The sequence below is a fragment of the Pseudarthrobacter equi genome (assembly GCF_900105535.1).
In the GTDB taxonomy this organism is placed as follows: Bacteria; Actinomycetota; Actinomycetes; order Actinomycetales; family Micrococcaceae; genus Arthrobacter; species Arthrobacter equi.
On record NZ_LT629779.1, the window covers coordinates 2,487,497 to 2,509,570 of the forward strand.

18 protein-coding genes are annotated in these 22,074 nt (G+C 66.9%); 11 read left to right on the top strand and 7 right to left on the bottom strand.

The annotated features are described in order from the left end of the window. Nucleotides 1-7: 7 nt before the first annotated feature. The 4 genes from BLT71_RS11145 to BLT71_RS11160 all read left to right on the top strand — a co-directional run bounded on the left by BLT71_RS11145 (nt 8) and on the right by BLT71_RS11160 (nt 3,247). Nucleotides 8-793, top strand: a complete 786-nt coding sequence (locus BLT71_RS11145; protein WP_091720171.1) for a sulfite exporter TauE/SafE family protein — start codon at nt 8-10, stop codon at nt 791-793. 7 nt (nt 794-800) lie between these two features. Next, nucleotides 801-1,610: a TrmH family RNA methyltransferase gene (locus tag BLT71_RS11150; protein ID WP_091720173.1), complete on the top strand. Its 810-nt coding sequence runs from the start codon at nt 801-803 to the stop codon at nt 1,608-1,610. Nucleotides 1,611-1,782: 172 nt separating this feature from the next. After that, the gene (locus BLT71_RS11155) at nt 1,783-2,040 is read left to right on the top strand and encodes a type B 50S ribosomal protein L31 (protein WP_015937073.1); all 258 of its coding nucleotides are present in this window, start codon (nt 1,783-1,785) and stop codon (nt 2,038-2,040) included. Nucleotides 2,041-2,149: 109 nt separating this feature from the next. Further along, nucleotides 2,150-3,247 (top strand): lipoate--protein ligase family protein, encoded by a 1,098-nt coding sequence (locus BLT71_RS11160; protein WP_091720176.1) that lies wholly within the window; start codon nt 2,150-2,152, stop codon nt 3,245-3,247. Nucleotides 3,248-3,313: 66 nt separating this feature from the next. Here the strand turns inward: BLT71_RS11160 and pepN are convergent, their stop codons facing one another. Both pepN and BLT71_RS11170 read right to left on the bottom strand, forming a co-directional pair. Continuing rightward, on the bottom strand, nt 3,314-5,965 hold the full coding sequence (gene pepN / locus BLT71_RS11165) for an aminopeptidase N (RefSeq protein ID WP_091720179.1): 2,652 nt from the start codon (nt 5,963-5,965) through the stop codon (nt 3,314-3,316). A gap of 53 nt (nt 5,966-6,018) precedes the next feature. Further along, nucleotides 6,019-7,062, bottom strand: coding sequence for a YeiH family protein (locus BLT71_RS11170; RefSeq protein ID WP_407681215.1), 1,044 nt, complete (start codon nt 7,060-7,062; stop codon nt 6,019-6,021). Nucleotides 7,063-7,175: 113 nt separating this feature from the next. Between BLT71_RS11170 and BLT71_RS11175 the strand changes: the two genes are divergently transcribed. From BLT71_RS11175 to BLT71_RS11185, 3 genes are read left to right on the top strand one after another with little or no spacing between them, the layout of a single operon-like run. Continuing rightward, nucleotides 7,176-8,732 (top strand): circularly permuted type 2 ATP-grasp protein, encoded by a 1,557-nt coding sequence (locus BLT71_RS11175; RefSeq protein WP_091720184.1) that lies wholly within the window; start codon nt 7,176-7,178, stop codon nt 8,730-8,732. Between the two features lie 57 nt (nt 8,733-8,789). After that, nucleotides 8,790-9,716: an alpha-E domain-containing protein gene (locus BLT71_RS11180; RefSeq protein ID WP_015937078.1), complete on the top strand. Its 927-nt coding sequence runs from the start codon at nt 8,790-8,792 to the stop codon at nt 9,714-9,716. After that, nucleotides 9,713-10,564: a transglutaminase family protein gene (locus BLT71_RS11185; RefSeq protein WP_091720186.1), complete on the top strand. Its 852-nt coding sequence runs from the start codon at nt 9,713-9,715 to the stop codon at nt 10,562-10,564. Before BLT71_RS11180 ends, BLT71_RS11185 begins: the two co-directional genes overlap by 4 nt. Before the next feature lie 36 nt (nt 10,565-10,600). On the opposite strand, the gene BLT71_RS11190 is transcribed toward BLT71_RS11185, so the two are convergent. The 3 genes from BLT71_RS11190 to glgC all read right to left on the bottom strand — a co-directional run bounded on the left by BLT71_RS11190 (nt 10,601) and on the right by glgC (nt 14,043). Next, a complete protein-coding gene (locus BLT71_RS11190) occupies nt 10,601-11,068 on the bottom strand; it encodes a pyridoxamine 5'-phosphate oxidase family protein (protein WP_091720189.1) in 468 nt (155 codons plus the stop codon). Nucleotides 11,069-11,086: 18 nt separating this feature from the next. Then, a complete protein-coding gene (locus BLT71_RS11195; protein ID WP_091720191.1) occupies nt 11,087-12,538 on the bottom strand; it encodes an SDR family NAD(P)-dependent oxidoreductase in 1,452 nt (483 codons plus the stop codon). A gap of 98 nt (nt 12,539-12,636) precedes the next feature. Then, complete coding sequence (gene glgC / locus BLT71_RS11200) at nt 12,637-14,043, bottom strand: glucose-1-phosphate adenylyltransferase (RefSeq protein ID WP_091720194.1); 1,407 nt, start codon at nt 14,041-14,043, stop codon at nt 12,637-12,639. Between the two features lie 102 nt (nt 14,044-14,145). Between glgC and glgA the strand changes: the two genes are divergently transcribed. After that, a complete protein-coding gene (glgA, locus tag BLT71_RS11205) occupies nt 14,146-15,351 on the top strand; it encodes a glycogen synthase (protein WP_091720197.1) in 1,206 nt (401 codons plus the stop codon). A gap of 106 nt (nt 15,352-15,457) precedes the next feature. Here glgA and BLT71_RS11210 read toward each other — a convergent pair whose 3' ends face one another. Together BLT71_RS11210 and BLT71_RS11215 are read right to left on the bottom strand one after the other, a co-directional pair. Next, nucleotides 15,458-17,572, bottom strand: coding sequence for an acyl-CoA dehydrogenase family protein (locus BLT71_RS11210; RefSeq protein ID WP_091720199.1), 2,115 nt, complete (start codon nt 17,570-17,572; stop codon nt 15,458-15,460). A gap of 1 nt (nt 17,573) precedes the next feature. Continuing rightward, a complete protein-coding gene (locus tag BLT71_RS11215; protein WP_390896720.1) occupies nt 17,574-18,335 on the bottom strand; it encodes a TetR/AcrR family transcriptional regulator in 762 nt (253 codons plus the stop codon). A 19-nt stretch (nt 18,336-18,354) separates the two neighbouring features. On the opposite strand from BLT71_RS11215, the gene BLT71_RS11220 reads away from it, so the two are divergent. From BLT71_RS11220 to BLT71_RS11230, 3 genes are read left to right on the top strand one after another with little or no spacing between them, the layout of a single operon-like run. Further along, nucleotides 18,355-19,716, top strand: a complete 1,362-nt coding sequence (locus tag BLT71_RS11220) for an acetyl-CoA C-acetyltransferase (protein WP_091720202.1) — start codon at nt 18,355-18,357, stop codon at nt 19,714-19,716. Between the two features lie 9 nt (nt 19,717-19,725). Next, the gene (locus BLT71_RS11225; protein ID WP_091720204.1) at nt 19,726-21,066 is read left to right on the top strand and encodes a 3-oxoacyl-ACP reductase; all 1,341 of its coding nucleotides are present in this window, start codon (nt 19,726-19,728) and stop codon (nt 21,064-21,066) included. Further along, entirely contained in the window at nt 21,039-22,073 is a 1,035-nt protein-coding gene (locus BLT71_RS11230) for a MaoC/PaaZ C-terminal domain-containing protein (RefSeq protein ID WP_091720207.1), read from the top strand. The genes BLT71_RS11225 and BLT71_RS11230 overlap by 28 nt, the downstream gene beginning before the upstream one ends. The last annotated feature ends 1 nt before the right edge of the window (nt 22,074 follow it).

Genomic DNA, 22,074 nt, shown 5'->3' on the forward strand with positions numbered 1-22,074 from the left:
ACTTACTGTGGAGATTCTTAGCAGCATCCTGGTCTTTTTCGCCGGCCTATGGGCCGGCACCATCAACGCGGTGGTCGGCTCCGGCACGCTGGTGACCTTCCCCGTCCTCATTGCACTGGGCATCACCCCCGTTGTCGCGTCCATGAGCAATGCCATGGGCCTGGTGGCCGGCACTGCCGCCGGCGCCTGGGGTTACCGGCGCGAGCTGGCAGGACGGGGCCGGCAGCTGCTGAAGCTGCTCCCGGCCTCGCTGCTCGGCGGGATCACCGGCGCCTGGCTGCTCCTCCATTTGCCAGAGAAAGTCTTCCATTACGTAGCTCCGGTACTGCTGGTCCTGGCGCTGCTCATGGTGATGTTCCAGCCCAAGCTGCAGTCCTGGGTGCGCAACCGCGAACAGAACCCCGAACATGCCGTCCGCGACCGCAGCCACGGCGTGCTGCTGGTGGTGCTCGTTTACCTGGCGGGCGTCTACGGCGGCTACTTCGTGGCCGCCCAGGGCATCCTGCTGGTAGGCATCCTGGGCGTCTTCCTCAGCGGAACCATGCAGAACGCCAACGCCATGAAGAACTTCCTGGTCCTGGGCGTCAACATGGTGGCTGCAATCTCCTACCTGCTGTTCGCCTTCGACCGGATCAACTGGCTGGTGGTCCTCCTGATCGCCGTCAGCTCCACCATCGGCGGGCTAGCCGGCGCCAAGGTTGGCCGGAAGCTTTCCCCCAAAGTCCTCCGCGGCGTGATCTTCACCCTGGGCATCGTGGCGCTCGTCGTCATGGTCGCCAACCTCCTGAAATAATCTTCCGGTGCCCTTCCACTACCTTGAGTCCGCCAGCGACCCGCGGGTCAGCGACTACACCACGCTGACAGATGTCCATCTCCGCAAGCTCCGCGAACCGCGCGAGGGGATGTACATTGCCGAGTCCTCCCGCGTCCTGAGGCGGGCCCTCGCGGCCGGCCACCAGCCGCGTTCGTTCTTCCTGGCGGAGAAATGGCTCGCAGACCTCGACGACGTCTTCCGGGCCTATCCTGACGTCCCGGTGTTCATCGGCAAAGCCGCCCTCCTGGAGGAGATCACCGGTTTCCACCTCCACCGCGGAGCCATGGCCGCCATGCAGCGGCCCCGCCCCGTGCCCCTGCCGGAGCTCCTGGCCGGTGCCCGAAGGGTTGCGGTGCTCGAAGACATCGTGGACCACACCAATGTGGGCGCCATCTTCCGCTCGGCGGCCGCCCTGGACATCGACGCCGTCCTGGTTTCGCCGCGCTGCGGCGACCCGCTGTACCGGCGCAGTGTCCGCGTCAGCATGGGGACGGTGTTCCAGGTTCCGTGGGCGCGCCTGGACAGCTGGCCGGGTGACTTGCAGGTCCTCAAGGACCACGGCTTCACTGTGGCCGCCCTGGAACTGACTCCCGATGCACTGGACGTCGACGCCGTCGCGGCCGGCAATCCGGACCGGCTGGCCCTGGTCCTGGGCACGGAAGGGGCGGGCATGAGCCCGGAGACGCTGGCCGCCGTCGACCTCGCCGTGAAGATCCCCATGCGCAACGGCGTGGACTCGCTCAACGTGGCCGCGGCGTCTGCAGTGGCATTCTGGGAACTGCGCCCCCGACGCTAAGCCGGGACCCTGCAGGTGAAGGCCCGGAAGGCGCCGTGGTGCGGTTCGCAGGTGCCTCCGTGATCCGCTAGTATTGACTGCTGGCCCTCTTGTGTCTTTCGACGCGGAACCGGGCCATCCCATTCATACCTGGCAGCTGGCAAAATCCAGTTGCGCGAACAAAGGCCCCATTATGAAGTCTGATATCCACCCGAAGTACGCCGCCGTCGTTTTCAATGACCTGGCCTCCGGTACCAAGTTCCTGACCAAGTCCACCGTGTCTTCCTCGAAGACCATCGAGTGGGAAGACGGCAACACCTACCCGGTCATCGACGTCGAAATCTCCTCCGAGTCCCACCCGTTCTACACGGGCAAGCAGCGCATCATGGACTCCGCAGGCCGCGTCGAGCGCTTCAACGCACGCTTCAAGGGCTTCGGCGGCAAGAAGTAATTCTTCCACCCATAGCTTTTCGGAAAGCCCGCACCGGGAATGGTGCGGGCTTTCTTTGCGTTGACGGCCCGTTGGCGGCGCGGGCACGCCGTACGGCAGGATGTAAACCATGAGCCATACGACCTCCCCGGACCAGGACGCAGCAACAAACCCCCGCCGGCACGGCGAGTACAAGGTACCGGGCGGCAAGCTGGTGGTGGCGGACCTTTCAGTGGCCGGCGGCGTCCTGGCCGACGTCTCGATCAGCGGTGACTTCTTCCTCGAGCCGGACGAGGCCCTCCTGGCCATCAACCGGGCACTCACGGGGCTCCCGGAAACCACCCCGGCCGCAGACCTCGCAGCGGCAGTCACTGCCGCCCTGCCCGCCGACGCGACCCTGTTCGGCTTTTCCGCCGACGCCGTCGCCGTGACCGTCCGGCGGGCCCTGGCCAAGGCCACCTCCTGGGCGGACCACCACTGGAATGTCATCGCCCCCAACGTCCTGCCCACCGAAATCAACGTGGCCCTCGACGAAGTCCTTACCGAAGAAGTCGGTGCGGGCCGCCGCAACCCCACCCTGCGGTTCTGGGACTGGCAGGAACCCTCAGTGGTCATCGGCAGCTTCCAGTCCGTCCGGAACGAGGTGGACCCTGACGGCGTGGCCCGGCACGGCATCAAGGTGGTCCGCCGGATCAGCGGCGGGGGAGCGATGTTTATGGAGGCCGGCAACTGCATCACCTACTCCCTGTACCTGCCCCAGACCCTGGTGGACGGGCTCAGCTTCGCCGATTCCTACCCGTTCCTCGATTCCTGGGTGATGGCGGCGCTCGAGAAGATCGGCGTAACAGCCTTCTACGTCCCGCTTAACGACATCGCCACGGACCAGGGCAAGATCGGCGGTGCCGCCCAGAAACGGCTGGCCAACGGCGGCATGCTCCACCACGTGACCATGAGCTACGACATCGACGCCGACAAGATGGTGGACGTCCTGCGCATCGGCAAGGAGAAGCTCTCGGACAAGGGCACCCGCAGCGCCAAGAAACGGGTGGATCCGCTGCGCCGCCAGACCGGACTGGCCCGCACGGACATCATCGGAGCCATGATGGACGTGTTCACGGGCCGGTACGGGGCAACGCACTCGGAGCTGACCGATGCCGAGCTCGCTGCAGCGCGGGAACGCGCGGCCACCAAGTTCGGCACCGAGGAATGGCTGCACCGGGTCCCCTGACCCGCTCCGCACATTGGCCTGCGGGTTGCTGCGCACGGTAGAGACCGGCGCAGCGGCCCTTGGCCGTTACGGCGCAGAGTGGGCCGGATCGGGTGAACCAACGACGACGGCCTGCGCGGTAAGTGCCCGCAGCAGGTGGTTGCGCTGCTCCACGATGATCCGCCGCAGCGCACGGGGCGCATCGGCGTTCGCCTCAAGCCAGGCGTCGGTCCTGCGCAGCACCGGATGGGCACCGGGGTCTGCGTTGTTAGCGACGTCCTGGTCTGACGGGAACAGGCCCCGCACGATCCGGCTGGCGATTTCGATGCTGCGGCTGTCCCAGACTTCCCGCAGGCAGCCGAAGTACGGCTCAACGTAGGGTTCCAGCAGGGCCGCCGGGGCCGTGCCGAACCCGGTGATGGTCGCCGTCAGGAGCTGGTTGGACAACGCTGTGCCCTGCACGGCTTCGGCCCAGGCCGCCGCCTTCACGTCCGCCTCCGGCCGGGCAGCACCGGCCGTGGCATGGCCGGCCCGTCCCGAGGCGGTGTTATCCGTCGCCAGTTCGGCATCGAGCTCCGCCGCGGATGCCTGGCCATTGGCAGCGAGGGCGTGCCAGAAGTGCCAGCGGAGTTCGGCGTCCACGGCCAGGCCGGGCACCTGTTCGGAACCGTCCAGCAGGCCCCTCAGCAGCGGCAGCAGCGAAGCGTCATGCCGGCTGAGCGTTCCCAGCGTGCGCGCCCAGGCAAGCTGCTGGTCCGAGCCCGGTTCGGCCCGCCGCAACTGGGCGCCGGCGGTGCCCAGGAAGGAAGCACGGACGGCATCGCGGCGGGATGCGGGCGTATAGCGTTCCACGGCGGTGCAGGCGTTATCGAGGATGTTAAGCAGCACGCCGATCCCGGTTTCGGACGGACCGAACGCCGCCACCGCCGTTACGTACCGTTCGGCAGGGGTTTCGCCGTCACGGGCCGAGTTCCACAGCGCAGTCCAGCACAGGGCGCGGGCCATGGGGTCACTGATCCGGTCCAGGGAGGCGAGGACCGTGGCTTCGGAGACGGGGTCAAGGCGGACCTTGGCGTAGGTCAGGTCGTCGTCGTTGACCAGCAGGAGGGCCGGCCGCCGCCGCCCGGCCAGTTGCGGGAGCTCCGTGCGGGCACCGGCCACATCCGTTTCGATGCTGCCGGTACGTACCAGGGCGCCGCCGCCGTCGAAGTCGTACAGGCCCACCCTGAGCCGGTGCGGCCGCAGCTCGTCCCGTCCCGTGACAGGGTCCGTGGCCTCCTGGACGATGGCTGTGGAGCCAAGCCCGCCGTCGTCGTGCGCTCCCTCTGGGGTCGCTTCCAGGGCCAGCGTGGAAATCCCCGATGTCTGCAGCCACTGGCGCGCCCATTCCGAGAGGTCGCGTCCGGAAGCGGAGCTTAGGGCTTCCAGGAGGTCTGCCAGGGTGGTGTTGCCGTAGGCGTGCTTGCGGAAGTACTCCCGGGATCCGGCGATGAAGGCGTCAAAGCCCACATAGGCCACCAGTTGCTTGAGCACGGAGGCGCCCTTGGCGTACGTGATGCCGTCAAAGTTCTGCTTGGCCGCTTCCAGGTCCGGGATGTCCGCGACGATGGGGTGCGTGGTGGGCAGCTGGTCCTGGACGTAGGCCCAGGCCTTCCGCTTGTTGGCGAAGTTGGCCCAGGCAGTGTCCCAAGCGGTGGCCCGGTCCACGGCGAGGGTGCCCATGTAATCGGCGAAGGATTCCTTGAGCCAGAGATCGTCCCACCACTGCATGGTGACGAGGTCGCCGAACCACATGTGCGCCATCTCGTGCATCAGTGTGTTGGCCCGGGCCTGGTACTGGGCGTCCGTGGCCCGGGAGGTGAAGACGTAGCTCTCGGTGAACGTCACGAGCCCCGGGTTTTCCATGGCGCCCAGGTTGTATTCGGGAACGAAAGCCTGATCGTACTTGCCCCAGGGGTAGGGGTAGTCGAAGAGCTCGTTGAAGAAGTCCAGGCCGGCTTTGGTAAGCCGGAACAACTCGGCGGTGTCGAAGGATTCTGCCATGGAGGCCCGGCAGTAGAGCGCCAAGGGGACGTCCAGGTGCGTGCCGTCCTCCAGCGTTCCCTGCCAGCGGTCTTCAGCCTTGAAATATGGGCCGGCCAGCACGGTGGTGATGTACGTGGACATCGGCAGGGTGGTGGCAAAATCCCAGCGTGCTGTGGCGGGGTCGCTGGTGAGCAGGGTCCGGGCGGTTTCCACGCCGTTGGATGCCACCTGCCAGGAAGCAGGGGCCATCAGGTGGAAGGTGTAGGTGGCTTTGAGGTCCGGCTGCTCGAAGTTGGCGAAGACCCTGCGCGCGTCCGCCGGTTCGTATTGCGTGTAGAGGTAGGTCTGGCCATCGGCGGGGTCCACGAACCGGTGCATGCCCTCACCGGAACGGCTGTACAGGGCTGTTCCGGTGACCGTCACCTGGTTTTCCAGCTGCAGGTTGTCCAGCCTGATGCGCGCACCGTCCACCACGTCCTCCACCGGCAGGCCCCTGCCGTTGAGGAACACGCTGTGCACGCCGCTGCCAATGAAGTCCAGGAACGTGGACGTGCCCGCTTCCGCGGCAGTAAACGTGATGACGCTGCGGGTGGTGTAGCCGGCAGCCTCCGGATCTTCGGCCTGGCGGACGTCGAGGGAGACGTCGTAGCTGGCGGTGCTGATCAGGGCCGAGCGGCCGGCAGCTTCGTCGCGGTGCAGATTCTCATGTGACACCCAGCTATCTAATCACGCTGCAAAGGCCGCCATTGCCTGCCGCGGGCGGCACGTCAACCGACGATGAGCAGGGCAGCCGCAAGGCCCAGGACTGCAATCAGCAGCCAGGATGCCAGCGCAGCCAGCAGGGCCCGCCCGCCGGTCAGGAGCAGCGTACGGATCCGCACCGCGGACCCCAGGCCAAAGAGGGCCGCCCCCAGCAGCACATCCTGCAGCATGGCCCCCGCCTCCAGCCAGCCCTCCGCCAGCCATCCGGTGGAACGCAGCGCCACCATCGCCACGAATCCGAGCACGAACAGCGGCACTACAGGCGGCAGGCCGGCGTCGTCCCCGGATGGACGGAGGGAAATCCGGTGGTGCGCCCCCGCCAGTGCCGTCACGGGCGCCAGGAGCAGCACCCGGGTGAGTTTGACGACGACGGCGATTGCCAGGGCCGCGGGGCCGGCGGTTTGCGCCGTGGCCACCACCTGCCCCACATCGTGCACGGACGCGCCGGTCCACGCTCCGAAGACCTCGGCGCTGAGCTGGAGCGGGTGGACCAGCAGCGGCAGGACGCCGATGGCCAGGGTGCCGCACAGGGTCACCAGAGCCACCGGCAATACGGTGTCCACGTGGCGGATGCGCCGCACCGCTGCCATCGCGCCGATGGCTGAGGCCCCGCAGATGGAGAACCCGGTGGCCACCAGCAGCGACGTCACCGGCGGCAACCTGAACAGCCGGGAGATCAGGTACGTGCCGCCGAAACTTGCCGCGACCACGGCGGTGATCAGCACCAGCGCCAGCCACCCCAGGTCCAGGACGTCGCCGATGCCCACTTTCAGACCCAGCAGCACAATTCCGCCGCGCATCAGGTGCTTGCCGGCGAAGTCCAGGCCGGGGCGGGCCCGCCCTGCCGTCCATCCTCCGGTCACCGGCAGGTTGGCGGCCAGGACCCCCAGCACCACGGCCAGGGTCATCGCAGGAAGGGACGGCACCAGCGCGTGAATGAGGAAGGCAAGCACCAATGCAACGGCCGCGGCGGCCAGGCCGGGCAGCAGCCGCATGGCTCCCCGCGGGCATCCCGGGCCGGGGCTGGAGGCGCTTCTGCTGACTGGCACTCACCCACTTTGCCGGAAGGAACCCGGAATGTCCGAACCGGCTGCCCGCGCCAACACGCCACAATGGAAGGCCGTTTATGAATTCGAAACAAAAAGGTGGTTGGCTATTGGGCATGTCAGACCTCTTCCAGGATTACTCCGAGGCCGCGGGCCGGACCGGAGCCTACGACGAAATGTTCGCCCCCGGGCAACAGGCCCGCCCCTCCTATGAGCAGGTGGCGGACGCGCTCCGCAAGCTCTCGCTGGCCGATGTCAGCGCCCGGGCCGACTCCATGGCGCGGACCTTCCTGGACCGCGGCGTCACCTTCGACTTTGCGGGGGAGGAGCGGCCCTTCCCCCTGGACATCGTGCCCAGGGTCATTCCCGCTGCCGAATGGGACGTCATGGAGCGCGGTGTAGCGCAGCGCGTCCGCGCCCTCGAGGCCTTCCTCAACGACGTGTACGACAAGATGACGGTGGTGTCCGACGGCGTGATCCCGCGCCAGCTGGTGACCACCAGCGCCCACTTCCACCGCCAGGTGCACGGGTTCGAACCCGCCGGCGGCGTCCGCGTCCACATTTCCGGCATCGACGTGGTCCGCGACGCCGCCGGAACCTTCCGTGTCCTCGAGGACAACGTCCGTGTTCCCTCCGGCGTCAGCTACGTCCTCGAGAACCGCCGTGCCATGGCCAAGGGCCTGCCGGAAGCCTTCGGCCAGCAGCTCATCCGTCCGGTCGAGGAATACCCGCGCCGGCTTCTCTCGGCCCTGCGCAAGACCGCACCCTCGGGCGTGGACGATCCCACCGTCGTCGTGCTCACGCCCGGCGTGTTCAACAGCGCCTACTTCGAGCACACGCTGCTGGCCGGACTGATGGGCGTGGAACTCGTTGAAGGACGCGACCTCATCTGCCGCGGCAACCGCGTATACATGCGCACCACCGCCGGTGAGCAGCGCGTGGACGTCATCTACAAGCGCATCGACGACGACTTCCTGGACCCCCTCCAGTTCCGGGCCGATTCCATGCTCGGCTGCCCCGGACTGGTCAACGCGGCCCGGGCCGGCGGCGTCACCATCGCCAACGCCGTGGGCAACGGCGTCGCGGACGACAAACTGGTCTACAGTTACGTTCCTGACCTGATCCGCTACTACCTGAGCGAGGAGCCCATCATCGCGAACGTGGATACGTTCCGCCTCGAGGAGAAGGAAGCCCGGGAGTACACCCTGGACAACCTCGCCGAGCTCGTGGTCAAGCCGGTGGACGGCTCCGGCGGCAAGGGCCTGGTCATCGGCCCGGACGCTTCCAAGGACGAACTGGACGCCCTGCGGCAGCGGATCATCGCCGATCCGCGCGGATGGATCGCCCAGCCGGTCCTGCAGCTCTCCACGGTGCCCACGCTGAGCGGGGACAAGTTCGGCCCCCGCCACGTGGACCTGCGCCCGTTTGCCGTGAACGACGGCGACAACGTCTGGGTGCTGCCCGGTGGCCTCACCCGCGTGGCGCTGAAGGAAGGCTCGCTGATCGTGAACTCCAGCCAGGGCGGCGGCTCCAAGGACACCTGGGTCCTGGCCGATTCACCGCAGATGCCCGTGGAGTCCGTTCCGCGGCAATCCATCTCGGTCCGCGAGCGGGTCTCCGTGTGGCCCGTGGAAAGCAACTGGCGGGACCGCCAGTCGGAGCAGCAGCAGTGACCCGCCCCGCCCGGCAACTTTTCTTGTCCGTTTCGGCCCCGCAGGAGGTAGCCGCGAATGCTTAGCCGTATTGCCGAATCCCTATTCTGGATCGGCCGCTATGTGGAGCGGGCCGACGGCACCGCCCGCATCCTCGACGTGCACCTGGAGCGGCTCAACCACCTCCCCATGGAGGAGCGCAAAAGCGTGGCCCAGGAGCTGCTGGCTGTGATGGGAGCAAGGCCCCAAAGCGATGACTTCGGCCTGCCCGAACTGCTGCACGCCCTGGCCTACGACAAGACCAGTGCCACGTCTATCGCCGGGTCCCTGGGCGCTGCCCGCGAGAACGCACGGCGTGCCCGCGAAACGGTCTCCTCAGGACTGTGGGAGAGCCTCAACACCACCTACTACGGGCTTAGCCAGCACCGCAAGGACGTGGTGGGCACCTACCGGTTCTGCAACTGGACCCTGGAGCGCACCGCCATGGTCAGCGGCCTGGCGGACACCACCGTCAGCCACGACGAAAGCTGGCTGTTCCTCGTTTTGGGCCGGTCACTCGAGCGGGCCGACATGACCGCCCGCATGCTGTCCACCAGGGATGTCCTCTCCGCAGGCATGTCCTGGGTGAACATGCTCCGGTGCGCCGGCGCCTACGAATCCTTCCTCCGGACCCGCCGGGCAGCTTTCGGTGACCAGCACGCGGCCGAGTTCCTGCTCCTGGACCGGCTGTTCCCGCGCTCCATCGTGTACGCACTGCGCGACGCCGACGAATGCCTCGCCAAGCTGGACCCCTCAGCCCAGCGTGTGGGTTTCATCAACGATGCCCGCCGGATCGTGGGCCAGGCCCGCACGTTCCTTGAGTTCCACCGGACGGACGACCTCATGTCCGAGCTGCCCGAACACATGGAACGCGTGCAGAAGGCTGTGTCCCAGGCCTCGGATGCCATTTCCCGTAAGTACTTCAATCAGGCGGACGAACTGGCCTGGGTGGGAGAAGTTTCATGACCCGGCTGAGCATCGTCCACCGGACGGCGTACAAGTACAACAAGCGCGTCACCCTCTCATACAACGAGGCGCGGATGACGCCGCTGACGGACTCCCAGCAGGTGGTCCTCGAGTCAGTGGTCAAGGTGTCCCCGTCGCAGGCGGCCGTGAGCACCTACCGCGACTACTGGGGGACCAGGGTGACGGCCTTCGACATGCAGATGCCGCACGACCACCTGGAAGTCATCTCCAACATCACCGTCGAGGTCCACCGTGCCGGGAAGATCCCGTCCGAGTCCGACATCGCCGGCTGGGATGTGCTGGCGTCGCCGGAAACCCTTAACACCCACAGCGACTGGCTGCCGCAGTCACGGCTCAGCGGTCCGGGTGAAGAAGTCCTGGGCATCATCCCCGGCGTTGTTGCCGGCAAGAACCCGCACGAAGCGGCCATGGCCATCTTCGCCTGGATGCGCGGCGAGATGACCTACATGTCCGGTTCCACCGCCGTCACCACGAACGCGGAAGAGGCATGGACGCAGCGGCAGGGCGTCTGCCAGGACCTCGCGCACCTGGCCATCGGTGCCCTGCGCAGCTGCGGCATCCCCGCACGCTACGTCTCGGGCTACCTGCACCCTCGGTCCAGCGCCGGCGTGGGAGAGACAGTTGCCGGCCAGTCACACGCCTGGCTGGAGTGGTGGGACGGGGACTGGCGCAGCTGGGACCCCACCAACCACAAGCCTGCCGGGGACTTCCACGTCACCGTGGCACGCGGTAGGGACTACCGGGACGTCACTCCGCTCAAGGGCATCCTGTCCGGCGGCGGCGGATCAGCCCTGAACGTCAGCGTGGAGATAACGCAGCTTGCCTGACCGGTGGCGTGCGCACCGCGCGCACGCTGCCGGCGCCTACTCGTGGGCGGACTTGGCCGAGCTGCTGATCTGGGTCCACCAGGTCATCGGCTCGGTGACCTTGAACCGGCGGCCGGTAACGGAGTCTGGGGTAATCCGGACGAACGCGTCCTTCCGGCCCGCCTGCCAGGGGAAGAGATAGAGCCGCGACGTGTCCAGGACGTCTTCGGCCCTCTTCACCACTTCGGCGGTTCCCTTGACCACCACGCTCCAGGCCAGTCCGCTCTCCGGATCGACGCCGTCGGCCTCCACGGCCACGGCCGCGTCTCCAGACGCGGCCGACAGCTTGGTGCCCTGGCCGGTGCGGAACACCACCGTGCCGCCGTCCACCGTGTAGTTGATGGGGAAGATATCCGGGCGGCCGTCAGCCACGACGGCCAGCCGGCCAACGGAGACAGTGCGCAGCAGGGCCCAGCATTCGTGGTGCTCGAGGTTCTGGACGTCAGGTGATGACTCGTTGCTCATGCCGTGAGCATACGCCTTTCACCAGGGGCTGGGCTTGTAATCCTTGAGGAAGACGCCGTACTGGTCTTCGCCGTTTTCACCCATGACAATGGGGTCGTAAACCCGGGCTGCACCGTCCACCAGGTCCAGCGGCGCGTGGAAGCCCTCCTCCATGAGGCGGACCTTCGTGTAGTGGGGCCGCTCGTCGGTGATCCAGCCGGTGTCCACGGCGGTCATCAGGATGCCGTCGGAATCCAGCATCTCCTGTGCGCTGGTCCGGGTCATCATGTTCAGCGCGGCTTTGGCCATGTTGGTGTGCGGGTGCCCGGCGCCCTTGTAGGCGCGGGAGAACTGGCCTTCCATGGCGGAGACGTTCACGATGTATTTGCGGTGTGCCGTGGACCGCTGCATGGCCCCGCGGAGCCGGCTGACCAGCAGGAACGGCGCCGTGACGTTGCAGAGCTGGACTTCAAGCATCTCCAGCGGGTCCACCTCGTCCACCACCTGCGTCCAGCTGTTGATGGTGGCCAGGTCCGGGACCAGTCCGCCGGCGTCGATGGCCGTTCCCGCCGCGATGCGTTCCAGTGAGGCGGAACCGGTGGACAGTGCCAATGACGTCACGGCATCCCCGGCGAGGACGGGGTGCTCGGTGACGGTGCCTGCGATGGCCAGCGGATGCTTGTCATGTGCGTGGCCGAACGTCAGCAGCTCCGGTCCGCCGTTGGCCTGCTCCAGGGCTGCGGGCAGCGGTTCGTCCTCGGCATCCACCAGCGGCTTGTAGGCATTGCCGGAGCGGCGGACAGTCTGGGCGGCGTTGTTAATGATGATGTCCAGCGGCCCGGCCTCGTTGAGGGAGTCGGTCAGTGCCATGACCTGGGACGGGTCGCGGAGGTCGATGCCGACAATCCGCAGCCGGTGAAGCCAGTCGGCGCTGTCCTCCATGGCAGCGAACCGGCGGGCTGCGTCCTTGGGGAACCGGGTGGTGATGGTGGTGTGGGCGCCGTCCCGCAGCAGCCGGAGGGCGATGTACATGCCGATCTTGGCGCGGCCGCCGGTCAGCAGGGCGCTGCGGCCGGTGAGATCGGTGCGCGCATCTCGCTTGCTGTGGCTGAAGGCCGCACATTCCGGGCACAGCTGATGGTAGAAGGCATCCACCTGGGTGTAGTGCTGCTTGCAGATGTAGCACGGCCGGGACCGGATCAGGTGGCCGGCCACTTCGCCGGTGGCCGAGGGGGCGAGCTTGTTTCCGCGCGTCTCGTCGTCGATCCGGTCCGGGGCGGCCGTGGCCGTCAGGGCAATGACGGCACGGTCGGCGTCGGCAATCAGGTCGCGCTTGGTGACCCTGCGGTGGCGTTTGACCGCTTTGAACATCTTGCCGGTGGCCCGGCGCACCGAGATGTAGTCAGGGTGCTCCTCGTCATAGACGTGGATGGTGTTCAGGACCTTGAGGCAGGCCTGGATTTCCTCAGGGGTCAGGTCGGGGGAGCTCATTGGGTCAATTTTACAGCGTGGAATCAGGGCATCATGACTGAAGGACCGGAGGCGCCGTGCAGGCGCCGCCGGTCCTTCGACCAGATGTCAGCGGTGTGTCAGGAGACGCGTGCTCCGGGGGAAGCTTCGGCTGCGGCGGCGTGGGTCCGGGCCACCTTGTCCACCGATTCGCGCACCTCCGGGTACTGGTCCGCCGCGGCCTTCACGGCATTGGGAACCAGGTGCAGGTTCTCGGCTGCCAGCTGGCGTTCGTGCTCGCCGGGCTCGGGGACCTCCTGGTACTTGGACAGGACAGTGATGCCCGATTCCGTGACCTTGAAGCCGCGTGCCCGGTCGAGGTCCGGGTCCAAACCGATCGCGGCGCCGGCCGGCACCTTGACGTTCTTGTCAATGATGGCCCGGTTGATCACGGCGCCCTCGCCGACCTGCACCTTGTCCATCAGCACGGAGTCGATCACCCTGCTGCTGGTTGCCACATACACGTCGTTGGAGAGGACGGAGCCCTCCACCACGCCGCCGGAGATCACCACGCCGCTGGAGACGATTGAATCCAGGGCGGTGCCTACCGTGTTGTTGAGGCCTCGGACGAACTTGGCAGGCGGGGAGATGCTTTGCCGCGTGTAGATGGGCCACTCGGAGTTGTAGAGGTTGAACACCGGCAGCGGCGAGATGAGGTCCATGTGGGCGTCGTAGAAGGAGTCGATGGTGCCTACGTCGCGCCAGTAGGTGCGGTCGCGTTCGGTGGAGCCGGGGATTTCGTTGAGTGTGAAGTCGTAGACCCCTGCCTCGCCCTGGTTGACGAAGTAGGGGATGATGTCGCCACCCATGTCGTGCTTGGTGTCGAGCCGCTCGGCGTCCACGTGCAGGGCCGCAACCAGGGCGTCGGCGTCGAACACGTAGTTGCCCATAGAGGCGAGGAACTGGGACGGATCCGCAGCGAGGCCGGGCGTGGTGGCGGGCTTTTCAACGAATGCCGCGATCTTCTGCGGATCGTTCTGGTCCACCTCGATGACGCCGAACTGGTCGGCCATGCTCAGTGGCTGGCGGACGGCGGCAACCGTTGCCTTGGCGCCGCTGTGGACGTGCTGCTCCACCATCTGGGCGAAGTCCATGCGGTAGACGTGGTCTGCACCGACCACGACGACGATGTCGGGGTTGGCGTCATGGATCAGGTTCAGGGACTGGTAAATGGCGTTGGCGCTGCCCAGGAACCAGCTCTTGCCCACGCGCTGCTGTGCGGGGACGGAGGCGACGTAGTTCCCCAGCTGGGTCGACATGCGCCAGGCTTCGGAAATATGCCGGTCGAGGCTATGGGATTTGTATTGGGTGAGGACCACAATTTGCAGGTAGCGCGAATTCACCAGGTTGGAAATCGCAAAATCGATAAGGCGGTAGCTGCCGGCGAAAGGCACCGCGGGCTTCGCCCGGTCAGCCGTCAGTGGCATCAGTCTGTTTCCCTCGCCACCTGCGAGGACAATGGCCAGGACTTTTTTATTCAACGGCATAGTGGTCGCTCCTGTACGCCTTCGTAACTCCCCAAGACAGTCCGGTACGCCCGGACTCCTTCACACTAGAACAGTTATGCGTGAAGGACTACCTTGGGTCTTGTGCGAATAGATATTGTGACTAAAGAGTTCCCGCCGGAAATTTATGGTGGCGCCGGGGTGCACGTCGCCGAACTGAGCAGGGTGCTTAGTAAGCACGTTGACCTGCAGGTTCGTGCCTTCGGTGCTCCACGCGACGCCGACTATCACGGGGCAGCGGTGACTTCCTACGCTGTGCCGGAGGACTTGGGCTCCGCCAACGCCGCCGTGCAGACGCTGGGCGTGGACCTGAGGATCGTTCCGGACATCGCGGGCGCCGACCTGGTCCACTCGCATACCTGGTACGCCAACATGGCCGGCCACCTGGCCTCGCTGCTGCACGGAATTCCGCATGTTTTGAGTGCCCACAGCCTGGAGCCCCTGCGGCCGTGGAAGGCGGAGCAGCTGGGTGGCGGCTACGCCCTGTCCTCCTGGGTCGAGAAGACAGCGTATGAGGCTGCCGCCGCCATCATTGCCGTGTCCGAGGGCATGCGGCAGGACATCCTGCGCAGCTACCCCGACGTGAATCCGGAGAAGGTCCGGGTGGTGCACAACGGCATCGATGTCGAGATGTGGACGCGTGACGAAAACGACGACGCCATCCGTGCGCTGGGCATTGATCCCGCCAGGCCAAGTGTCGTCTTTGTGGGAAGAAACACGCGGCAGAAGGGGGTTCCATACCTCCTTCGGGCAGCCGCGAAGCTTCCTGATGACGTCCAGCTCGTTCTGTGCCTGGGCGCGGCCGACACCCCGGAACTGGCCGCCGAGACCGCCGCACTCATCGAGGACCTGCAGAAGCAGCGGACCGGTGTGGTGCTGATCGAGCGGATGTTGCCCCGCCACGAGCTCATACAGGTTCTGAGCCACGCCACCGCCTTCGCCTGCCCCTCCATTTACGAGCCGCTCGGCATCGTTAACCTCGAGGCCATGGCCTGCGGTGCCGCAGTGGTGGCCAGCGCCACGGGTGGCATTCCCGAGGTGGTGGAGCACGGCCGGACCGGGCTGCTGGTGGACCTTGAGCAGGTCACCGACGGTACCGGGACGCCGCTGGACCCCGAAAAGTTCGTCAGTGAATTCGCGGCCGCCCTCACGGAAGTCGTGTCCGATCCGGCCCGCGCGAGGGCCATGGGCCAGGCGGGCCGCGAGCGTGCCGAAAAGCACTTCTCGTGGGAGTCCATCACGGAGACCACCCTCGAGGTGTACCGCTCGGTGCTGCCCGCCGTCAGCTGACGTCCCCCCAGCAGTACGACGACGGCGCCGCTCCCCGTGGAAGGGAAGCGGCGCCGTCGTCATGCCAGGACTTTGCTCTTGGGCGGTGGTGGGCCGCCGGCGGGCTTTAGGCTTTGCGGCCGCCGGCTTTGCGGGCCAGCAGCACCTTTTCGTCCACGGGGGTCTGTCCGCTGGCACGTTGGCTGCGGAAGTACGCGCGGGCCTCGTCCTGGCGTACCTTTTCGGCGCCGGTGGCGATGGTGGCGCGGACGTGTTCGTCGCCGTACCCGAACGCGTCCACCAGGTCCAGTGCGTGCGGCCTGATCTTCTCGAGCAGCCTGTTGATGTAGCCGCCTACGGTACGCGCCCGCTGCATGGAGAGCCTGCCGTTCATGAGGTACCAGGAGAGGTTCTTCTCGATCAGGGACAGCCCGAAGAGGTCACGCAGCCAGGTCAGGACCTTCTTGGTGCCGGGGTCGCTGACGTCGGCGAGCGCCTCGGTGAAGGCCTCCCACTGCAGCAGTTCGGCGTGGGCCTGCGCAGCGTCGATCAGTTCGTTCTGGTGGCGGTTGAAGAGGGCCGCGCCCTTGTCCTGGGGGAGCCGGTTGCTGCCCTTGAGCGCGGTGGCGGCCTCAGCGACCATGGTCTGCACCCGGTCGGTGAGGAGGGCCCGCTGTCCTTCCTCGTCCCGCAGGGCGATCGCGGCCTTCTGCACGGAGCCGGTGTCGGTGATGAACTGTGCCACCTGGCGCAGGCCGGTGCGGTGGATCGCCGCGCCGGTGGCCTGCCCCACCACATAGCGGGCCAGGACACCGAAGTCCACGTTGCGGAACTCCTTGGCGTAGTCGGCCAGCAGCCGCTTGGCAACGAGCTGCAGCAGCACGGTGTTGTCGCCTTCGAACGTGGCGTAGACGTCCAGATCGGCCCGGAGCGAGGCGAACCGGTTTTCAATCAGGAACCCGGCGCCGCCGCAGGCTTCGCGGCATTCCTGCAGGGTGTCCAGGGCATGCCAGGTGCTGAGGGGCTTGAGGGCCGCCGCAAGGGTTTCGAGGTCCTGGCGGTCCGCGTCGGTGTCCGCGGCGCCGGAGAAGACGTCGTCGAACTTCTGCAGCAGCTGTTCGTGCGCAAACCCGGCGGCGTAGGTGGTGGCGAGCCGGGTGAACAGGCGGCGCTGGTGCCGCTGGTAGTCCAGCAGCACTTCCTCGTCCGTGTGGGACGAAGCGTTGAACTGCCGGCGCTCGGTGGCGTACTGGATGGCGGCTTTCAGCGCCACCTTGGATGCCGCCACCGCTGCACCGTCCAGGGACACCCTGCCCTGGACCAGGGTTCCCAGCATGGTGAAGAAGCGCCGGCCGGGGCTGGCGATGGGGGAGCTGTAGGTGCCGTCGGCAGCGACGTCGCCGTAGCGGTTGAGCAGGTTGGTGCGCGGGACCCTGACATTGGTGAAATGCAGCCGTCCGTTGTCGATCCCGTTGAGGCCGCCCTTGATTCCGTCGTCCTCACCGCCGATGCCCGGCAGGAATTCCTTGGTGTCCGGGTCGCGGAGGTCCACATAGAAGGCGTGGACCCCGTGGTTGACGCCCTGCGTCACCAGCTGGGCGAACACCACTGCGCCGAGTCCGTCCGTTGCGGCGTTCCCGATGTAGTCCTTCCAGGCAGCGCGGAAGGGCGTGTGGATAACGAATTCCGCGGTGCCGGGGTCGTAGGTGGCAGTGGTGGCGATGCTTGCAACGTCGGAGCCGTGTCCGGTTTCGGTCATGGCGAAGCAACCGGGGATTTCAAGGCTCATGATTCCGGGGAGCCACTTGGCGTGGTGTTCTGCTGTGCCAAGGTGCATGACGGCTGAGCCGAACAGTCCCCACTGCACCCCGGCTTTGATCTGCAGCGACGGGTCCGCAACCACCAGCTCCTCGAAGCCGGCGATGTTGCCGCCGTGGTCGTCGGAGCCGCCAAGCTCGGAAGGGAAGGCGCGGTGGACCGCCCCGTTGTCAACGAGGTACTGCAACTGCCCGAAGACCCTGGCGCGGTGGTCCGTGTGGGTCTCGCCCTCGACCTTGTGCAGTTCGGGACGGGCGGCGAGCTCCCGCGCCTGGCGGCGGACATCCGCCCACTTGCCCAGGAGTTGCCTGCCCAGCGCTTCGGTGTCGACGGCGGGCAGGGGGCGGTCCGTGTGGGCAGGGACCCGGGCGGTTCCGGCCGGCCCGGAGCCCTTGGCGGCGGGGCGGTCCACTACTTCAGTCATGTCAATGTCCTTCGTTGGTGCTGACAGGTTGCTTGGTGGTGCTCGGAGTAGACAGTTCGGGTGCGATGCCGACGCAGAGCCAGTCGGTGATTTGGCGGGCCATGGCGTCCTGGCCCGGTTTGGCGGGGGAGTCAGGGGTGCTGAGCCACTGTTCGCCGGCGTTTCGCACGAGGCCGATGGCGGCCTTGGGCCAGAACCCGATGACCGCTTCCTTCCCGTCACCCAAGTGGGAGCGCATGGGGGTGGCGATCATCTCGGCCACTGCGTCGAAGAAGTGCCCCAGGGCGCCGGAGACGGCCGCCGCGCCGGACGCCTCGGCGTGGCGTGTCACGAAGGTGTAGACGTTCGGGCTGGTGGACGCCATCTGCAGGTAGGCGGAGACCATCGCGAACAGCCCTTCCCGCGGCGTCACAGCGCTCTGAGCGGCCTCGCGGATACGCCGCTGCATCTGGTCCAGGACCACCTCGCCCACCGCCTGCTGCAACCCGGCCTTGTCGCCAAAGTAGCGGTAGAACACGGACTTGGACGTTCCGGCAGCTGCGGCGATGTCCTCCATGGAGGCGTCGCTGCCAAGTGCATGTACCGCCCGCCGGGCCTGCTTGATCAGCTGCCGCCGGCGTTCTTCACGGTGGGACTCCCAGCGGGACGACCTGCCGTCCGGACTGGCTGCAGGGGAGTGCCCGTCGGCGCGTGCTTCAGTTACTGCTCCGGGGATGTTCACGATACCCAGCGTATCAGGTACGCTGGGTATCGGTAACTGCATGCGACCAGAGGAGATACCCATGTCCATTGACGGACAGTCAGCCACCGGCCCCGAAGAGTCAGCCCGCCCAACCGCGGGGGCCACCGCGCTCCGCCGGGCAGTCGTTGTGGGCGGCAACAGGATTCCCTTCGCCCGTGCCGGAGGTGCCTACGCAAAGTCCTCCAACCAGGACATGCTGACGGCGGCCCTGGACGGACTCATTGCCCGCTTCGGCCTCCAGGACGAACGCCTGGGAGAGGTGGCAGCCGGCGCGGTACTCAAGCATTCCCGTGACTTCAACCTGACCCGCGAAGCTGTCCTCGGCTCGGCGCTGTCAGCCGAAACGCCGGCCTACGACCTCCAGCAGGCCTGCGCCACGGGCCTGGAAACCGTGGTGGGCCTGTCCAACAAGATCAAGCTCGGCCAGATTGACTCAGCCATCGCCGGCGGGGTCGACTCCGCCTCGGACGCCCCAGTGGTGGTCAGCGAAGGCCTCAGGGAGGTCATCCTCGACCTCAACCGGGCAAAGACGCTGCCGCAGCGGCTGCAGATCCTCAGCCGCCTGCGCCCCAAGGACCTGGCTCCGCTGGCTCCGGGTACCGCAGAACCGCGCACCGGCCTGTCCATGGGGGAGCACCAGGCCCTCACGACAGCCCAATGGAAGGTTTCCCGGGAAGCCCAGGATGAGCTTGCCCTCAACAGCCACCGCAACCTTGCAGCCGCCTACGAGGCTGGCTTCTTTGACGACCTCATCACCCCCTACCGGGGACTGTCCCGCGACGGCAACATGCGCGCCGATACCTCGGCGGAAAAGCTCGCGTCGCTGAAGCCCGTCTTCGGCAGGAACCTTGGCGCCGACGCCACCATGACCGCCGGAAACTCGACGCCGCTGACAGACGGCGCTTCAACGGTCCTGCTGGCCTCGGACGAATGGGCAGACGCCCGCGACCTGCCGAAGCTCGCTGCCGTGGTGGGCGCTGAGGCCGCGGCGGTGGACTTCGTCCACGGCAAGGACGGGCTCCTGATGGCTCCGGTCTTCGCGGTTCCCAGGCTGCTGGCCCGCCACAACCTGACGTTGGCGGACATCGACTACTTCGAGATCCACGAAGCCTTCGCGGCCACCGTATTGAGCACGCTTGCTGCGTGGGAGGACGAAGAGTTCGGCCGCACCCGGTTGGGCCTGGACGGTGCCCTCGGCAAGGTGGACCGCTCACGTTTGAACGTCAACGGCTCGTCGCTGGCCGCAGGACACCCGTTTGCGGCCACGGGCGGACGCATCGTGGCGTCGCTGGCCAAGTTGCTGCACGCCAAGGGCAGCACGGACGGGCGGCCGGCCCGCGGACTGGTGTCGGTGTGCGCTGCCGGCGGCCAGGGCGTCGTCGCAATCCTGGAATCGGTGTAGGAGGCGGGCATGGCAGACAAATACACGCAACTGGTCAACCAGGGGCTCGGTAAGAACGTCGCCAAGAGGCTTGGACTGCCCCAGCCGGCGCTGCTGCGCCGGTACAACCCGGGGCAGCCTCTGATATCGGGACCGGTCGTCATCCAGGGCGATTCCGCGGCGGCCGACAAATTGGGCGCTGAGCTGTTGTCCTGGGACCTGGACATCCGCCGGCACGCAGTTCCAGGCGAGAAGCTCGGGGCCATCATCCTGGTGCTGGACGAGGTGGAACGGCCGGAGGACCTCGGCAGGACCGTCCTGGGCGCGGCAGCTTCCCTTCGGGACCTCGCGCCAAGCGGCAGGGTCCTCACGGTGTCCCGGCCCGCCGCTGAAGCCGGTTCGCCCGCAGTTGCAGCGGCCCGTCAGGGAATCGACGGGCTCCTGCGGTCCCTCGCGAAGGAACTGCGTGCCGGCGCAACCGGAAACGGCATCCTCCTGGCGGATGGCGTGGACATCATGAGCCCCAGCGCCCTGGGCGCCGTGCGTTTCTTCCTTTCCGGACGTTCAGCGTTCGTGGACGGGCAGTTCCTGAAGATTTCCGACGCCGGAGGCACGCTGCCGCAGGACGCTGGTACACCACTGGCAGGAAAGATCGCAGTCGTCACGGGCGCTGCCCGGGGGATCGGCGCGCAGATTGCCCGCACCCTGCACCGGGACGGCGCCACCCTGGTGGTGGTGGATCTCCCCGCGGCCGGGGACCACCTGGCGGCCGTGGCCAACGAAGTCAAGGGAACAGCCCTGCAGTTGGACATCACCCGTGCGGATGCCGGGCAAAGGATCATCGACCACGCCGTTCAACGCCACGGCCGGCTCGATATCGTCATCCACAATGCCGGCATCACGCGCGACAAGCTCCTCGCCAATATGGATCCGGCCCGCTGGGACTCGGTCATCAACATCAACATCGCTGCCCAGCTTCGGATCAACGAGACGCTCCTCGCATCGGAGCACTTCAGCCAGTCACCGCGTATCGTGACTGTTGCGTCCACCAGCGGGATTGCCGGGAACAGGGGGCAGACCAACTATGCGGCCTCCAAGGGAGGAGTCATGGGCATGGTCAGGGCAACAGCGCCACTGCTGGCAGAAGCCGGCGGCACCATCAACGCAGTGGCACCGGGGTTCATCGAAACAGAGATGACTGCACGGATCCCCCTGGCCCTTCGGGAAACAGCGAGGCGCCTGAACTCGCTCAAGCAGGGCGGCCAGCCCGCGGACGTGGCTGAGACCATCGCATTCCTTGCCAGTGACTCCGCCGGAGGCATCAGCGGTGAAGTACTCCGGGTATGCGGACAGAACCTGGTAGGCGCGTAGTGGCGGCGCAGCCCCTCATCCTGGGAGAGATGCCGTCACTGTCCAAGCTCTACATCAACGCCGCCGCGCAGGCTGCCCGGCGGCGGCTCCTCGGCACAGCCGATTCCTCCCACCTGCCCGAGGAAAGCCACGAGGTGCGCGGCGTCGCGGTGGACGTCGCAAACCTGACCGCCTACCAGCACCTGTTGGGCGAGACCGCCAGCGATGTGCTGCCCGCGGGGTTCGTCCATGCCTTGGCGTTTCCACTGGCCATGAGCGTGATGAACCGGGACGACTTCCCGCTCCCTCTGCTGGGCATGATCCACCTGGGCAACCGGGTGGAACAGCGCGTGCCGCTCCTCTTCACCGAGGCCCTCGACATCACTGCGCGGGTAGAGAACCTGCGGGGGCACCGGTCCGGCACGCAGGTGGACGTTGTGGCAGAAGTCCGCAAATCCGGTAGTGATGCCGTTTGCTGGCTGGGAGTCTCCACTTACCTGGCGAAGGGGATCTTCCTGCCGGGGATCGATAAACCTTCGGCCCATCACGGCAAGCCCGACTTCCGTGCGCCCGATCCGACGGCACTCTGGCAGTTGGGTGTCGACGCGGGCCGGGCCTACGCCGCCGTTTCCGGCGACTTCAACCCCATTCACCTCAGCGTGCTGTCTGCGCAGGCGTTGGGCATGCGCCGGTCGATAGCACACGGCATGTACCTGGCTTCCAGGGCGCTCGCCGACGTCGGCCCTGCCCGCGGTGATTCCTTCATCTGGGAGGTCGGGTTCGAAGCACCGGTGTTCCTGCCGGCGCGGGTTGCCCTGGACATCAGCACTGAACAGGACGGCACAGGCGGCTGGCACCGTTCGGATTTCGTTGCCTGGAACCCGCGGTCCGGGCGGCGCCACTTCACCGGCTCAGTTGCGGCGCTTGAACGCACGGCCGCCGGCACGGGTAGCGAAGGGTCCGGCAAGGCCACTCCCGGCCCCGCCGAAACCGGCGTTTCAGGGCTGGTGCAGGAAGAACGGGTCTAGG

Bases quoted from the DNA above. Each gene is read 5' to 3' on its own strand.
- BLT71_RS11215 (WP_390896720.1), bottom strand. From the start codon at position 18,335: ATGCAGTTACCGATACCCAGCGTACCTGATACGCTGGGTATCGTGAAC.
- BLT71_RS11175 (WP_091720184.1), top strand. From the start codon at position 7,176: ATGTCAGACCTCTTCCAGGATTACTCCGAGGCCGCGGGCCGGACCGGA.
- BLT71_RS11220 (WP_091720202.1), top strand. From the start codon at position 18,355: ATGTCCATTGACGGACAGTCAGCCACCGGCCCCGAAGAGTCAGCCCGC.
- BLT71_RS11230 (WP_091720207.1), top strand. From the start codon at position 21,039: ATGCGGACAGAACCTGGTAGGCGCGTAGTGGCGGCGCAGCCCCTCATC.
- BLT71_RS11210 (WP_091720199.1), bottom strand. From the start codon at position 17,572: ATGACTGAAGTAGTGGACCGCCCCGCCGCCAAGGGCTCCGGGCCGGCC.
- BLT71_RS11190 (WP_091720189.1), bottom strand. From the start codon at position 11,068: ATGAGCAACGAGTCATCACCTGACGTCCAGAACCTCGAGCACCACGAA.
- BLT71_RS11225 (WP_091720204.1), top strand. From the start codon at position 19,726: ATGGCAGACAAATACACGCAACTGGTCAACCAGGGGCTCGGTAAGAAC.
- BLT71_RS11160 (WP_091720176.1), top strand. From the start codon at position 2,150: ATGAGCCATACGACCTCCCCGGACCAGGACGCAGCAACAAACCCCCGC.
- glgC (WP_091720194.1), bottom strand. From the start codon at position 14,043: ATGCCGTTGAATAAAAAAGTCCTGGCCATTGTCCTCGCAGGTGGCGAG.
- BLT71_RS11195 (WP_091720191.1), bottom strand. From the start codon at position 12,538: ATGAGCTCCCCCGACCTGACCCCTGAGGAAATCCAGGCCTGCCTCAAG.
- BLT71_RS11155 (WP_015937073.1), top strand. From the start codon at position 1,783: ATGAAGTCTGATATCCACCCGAAGTACGCCGCCGTCGTTTTCAATGAC.
- BLT71_RS11180 (WP_015937078.1), top strand. From the start codon at position 8,790: ATGCTTAGCCGTATTGCCGAATCCCTATTCTGGATCGGCCGCTATGTG.
- BLT71_RS11185 (WP_091720186.1), top strand. From the start codon at position 9,713: ATGACCCGGCTGAGCATCGTCCACCGGACGGCGTACAAGTACAACAAG.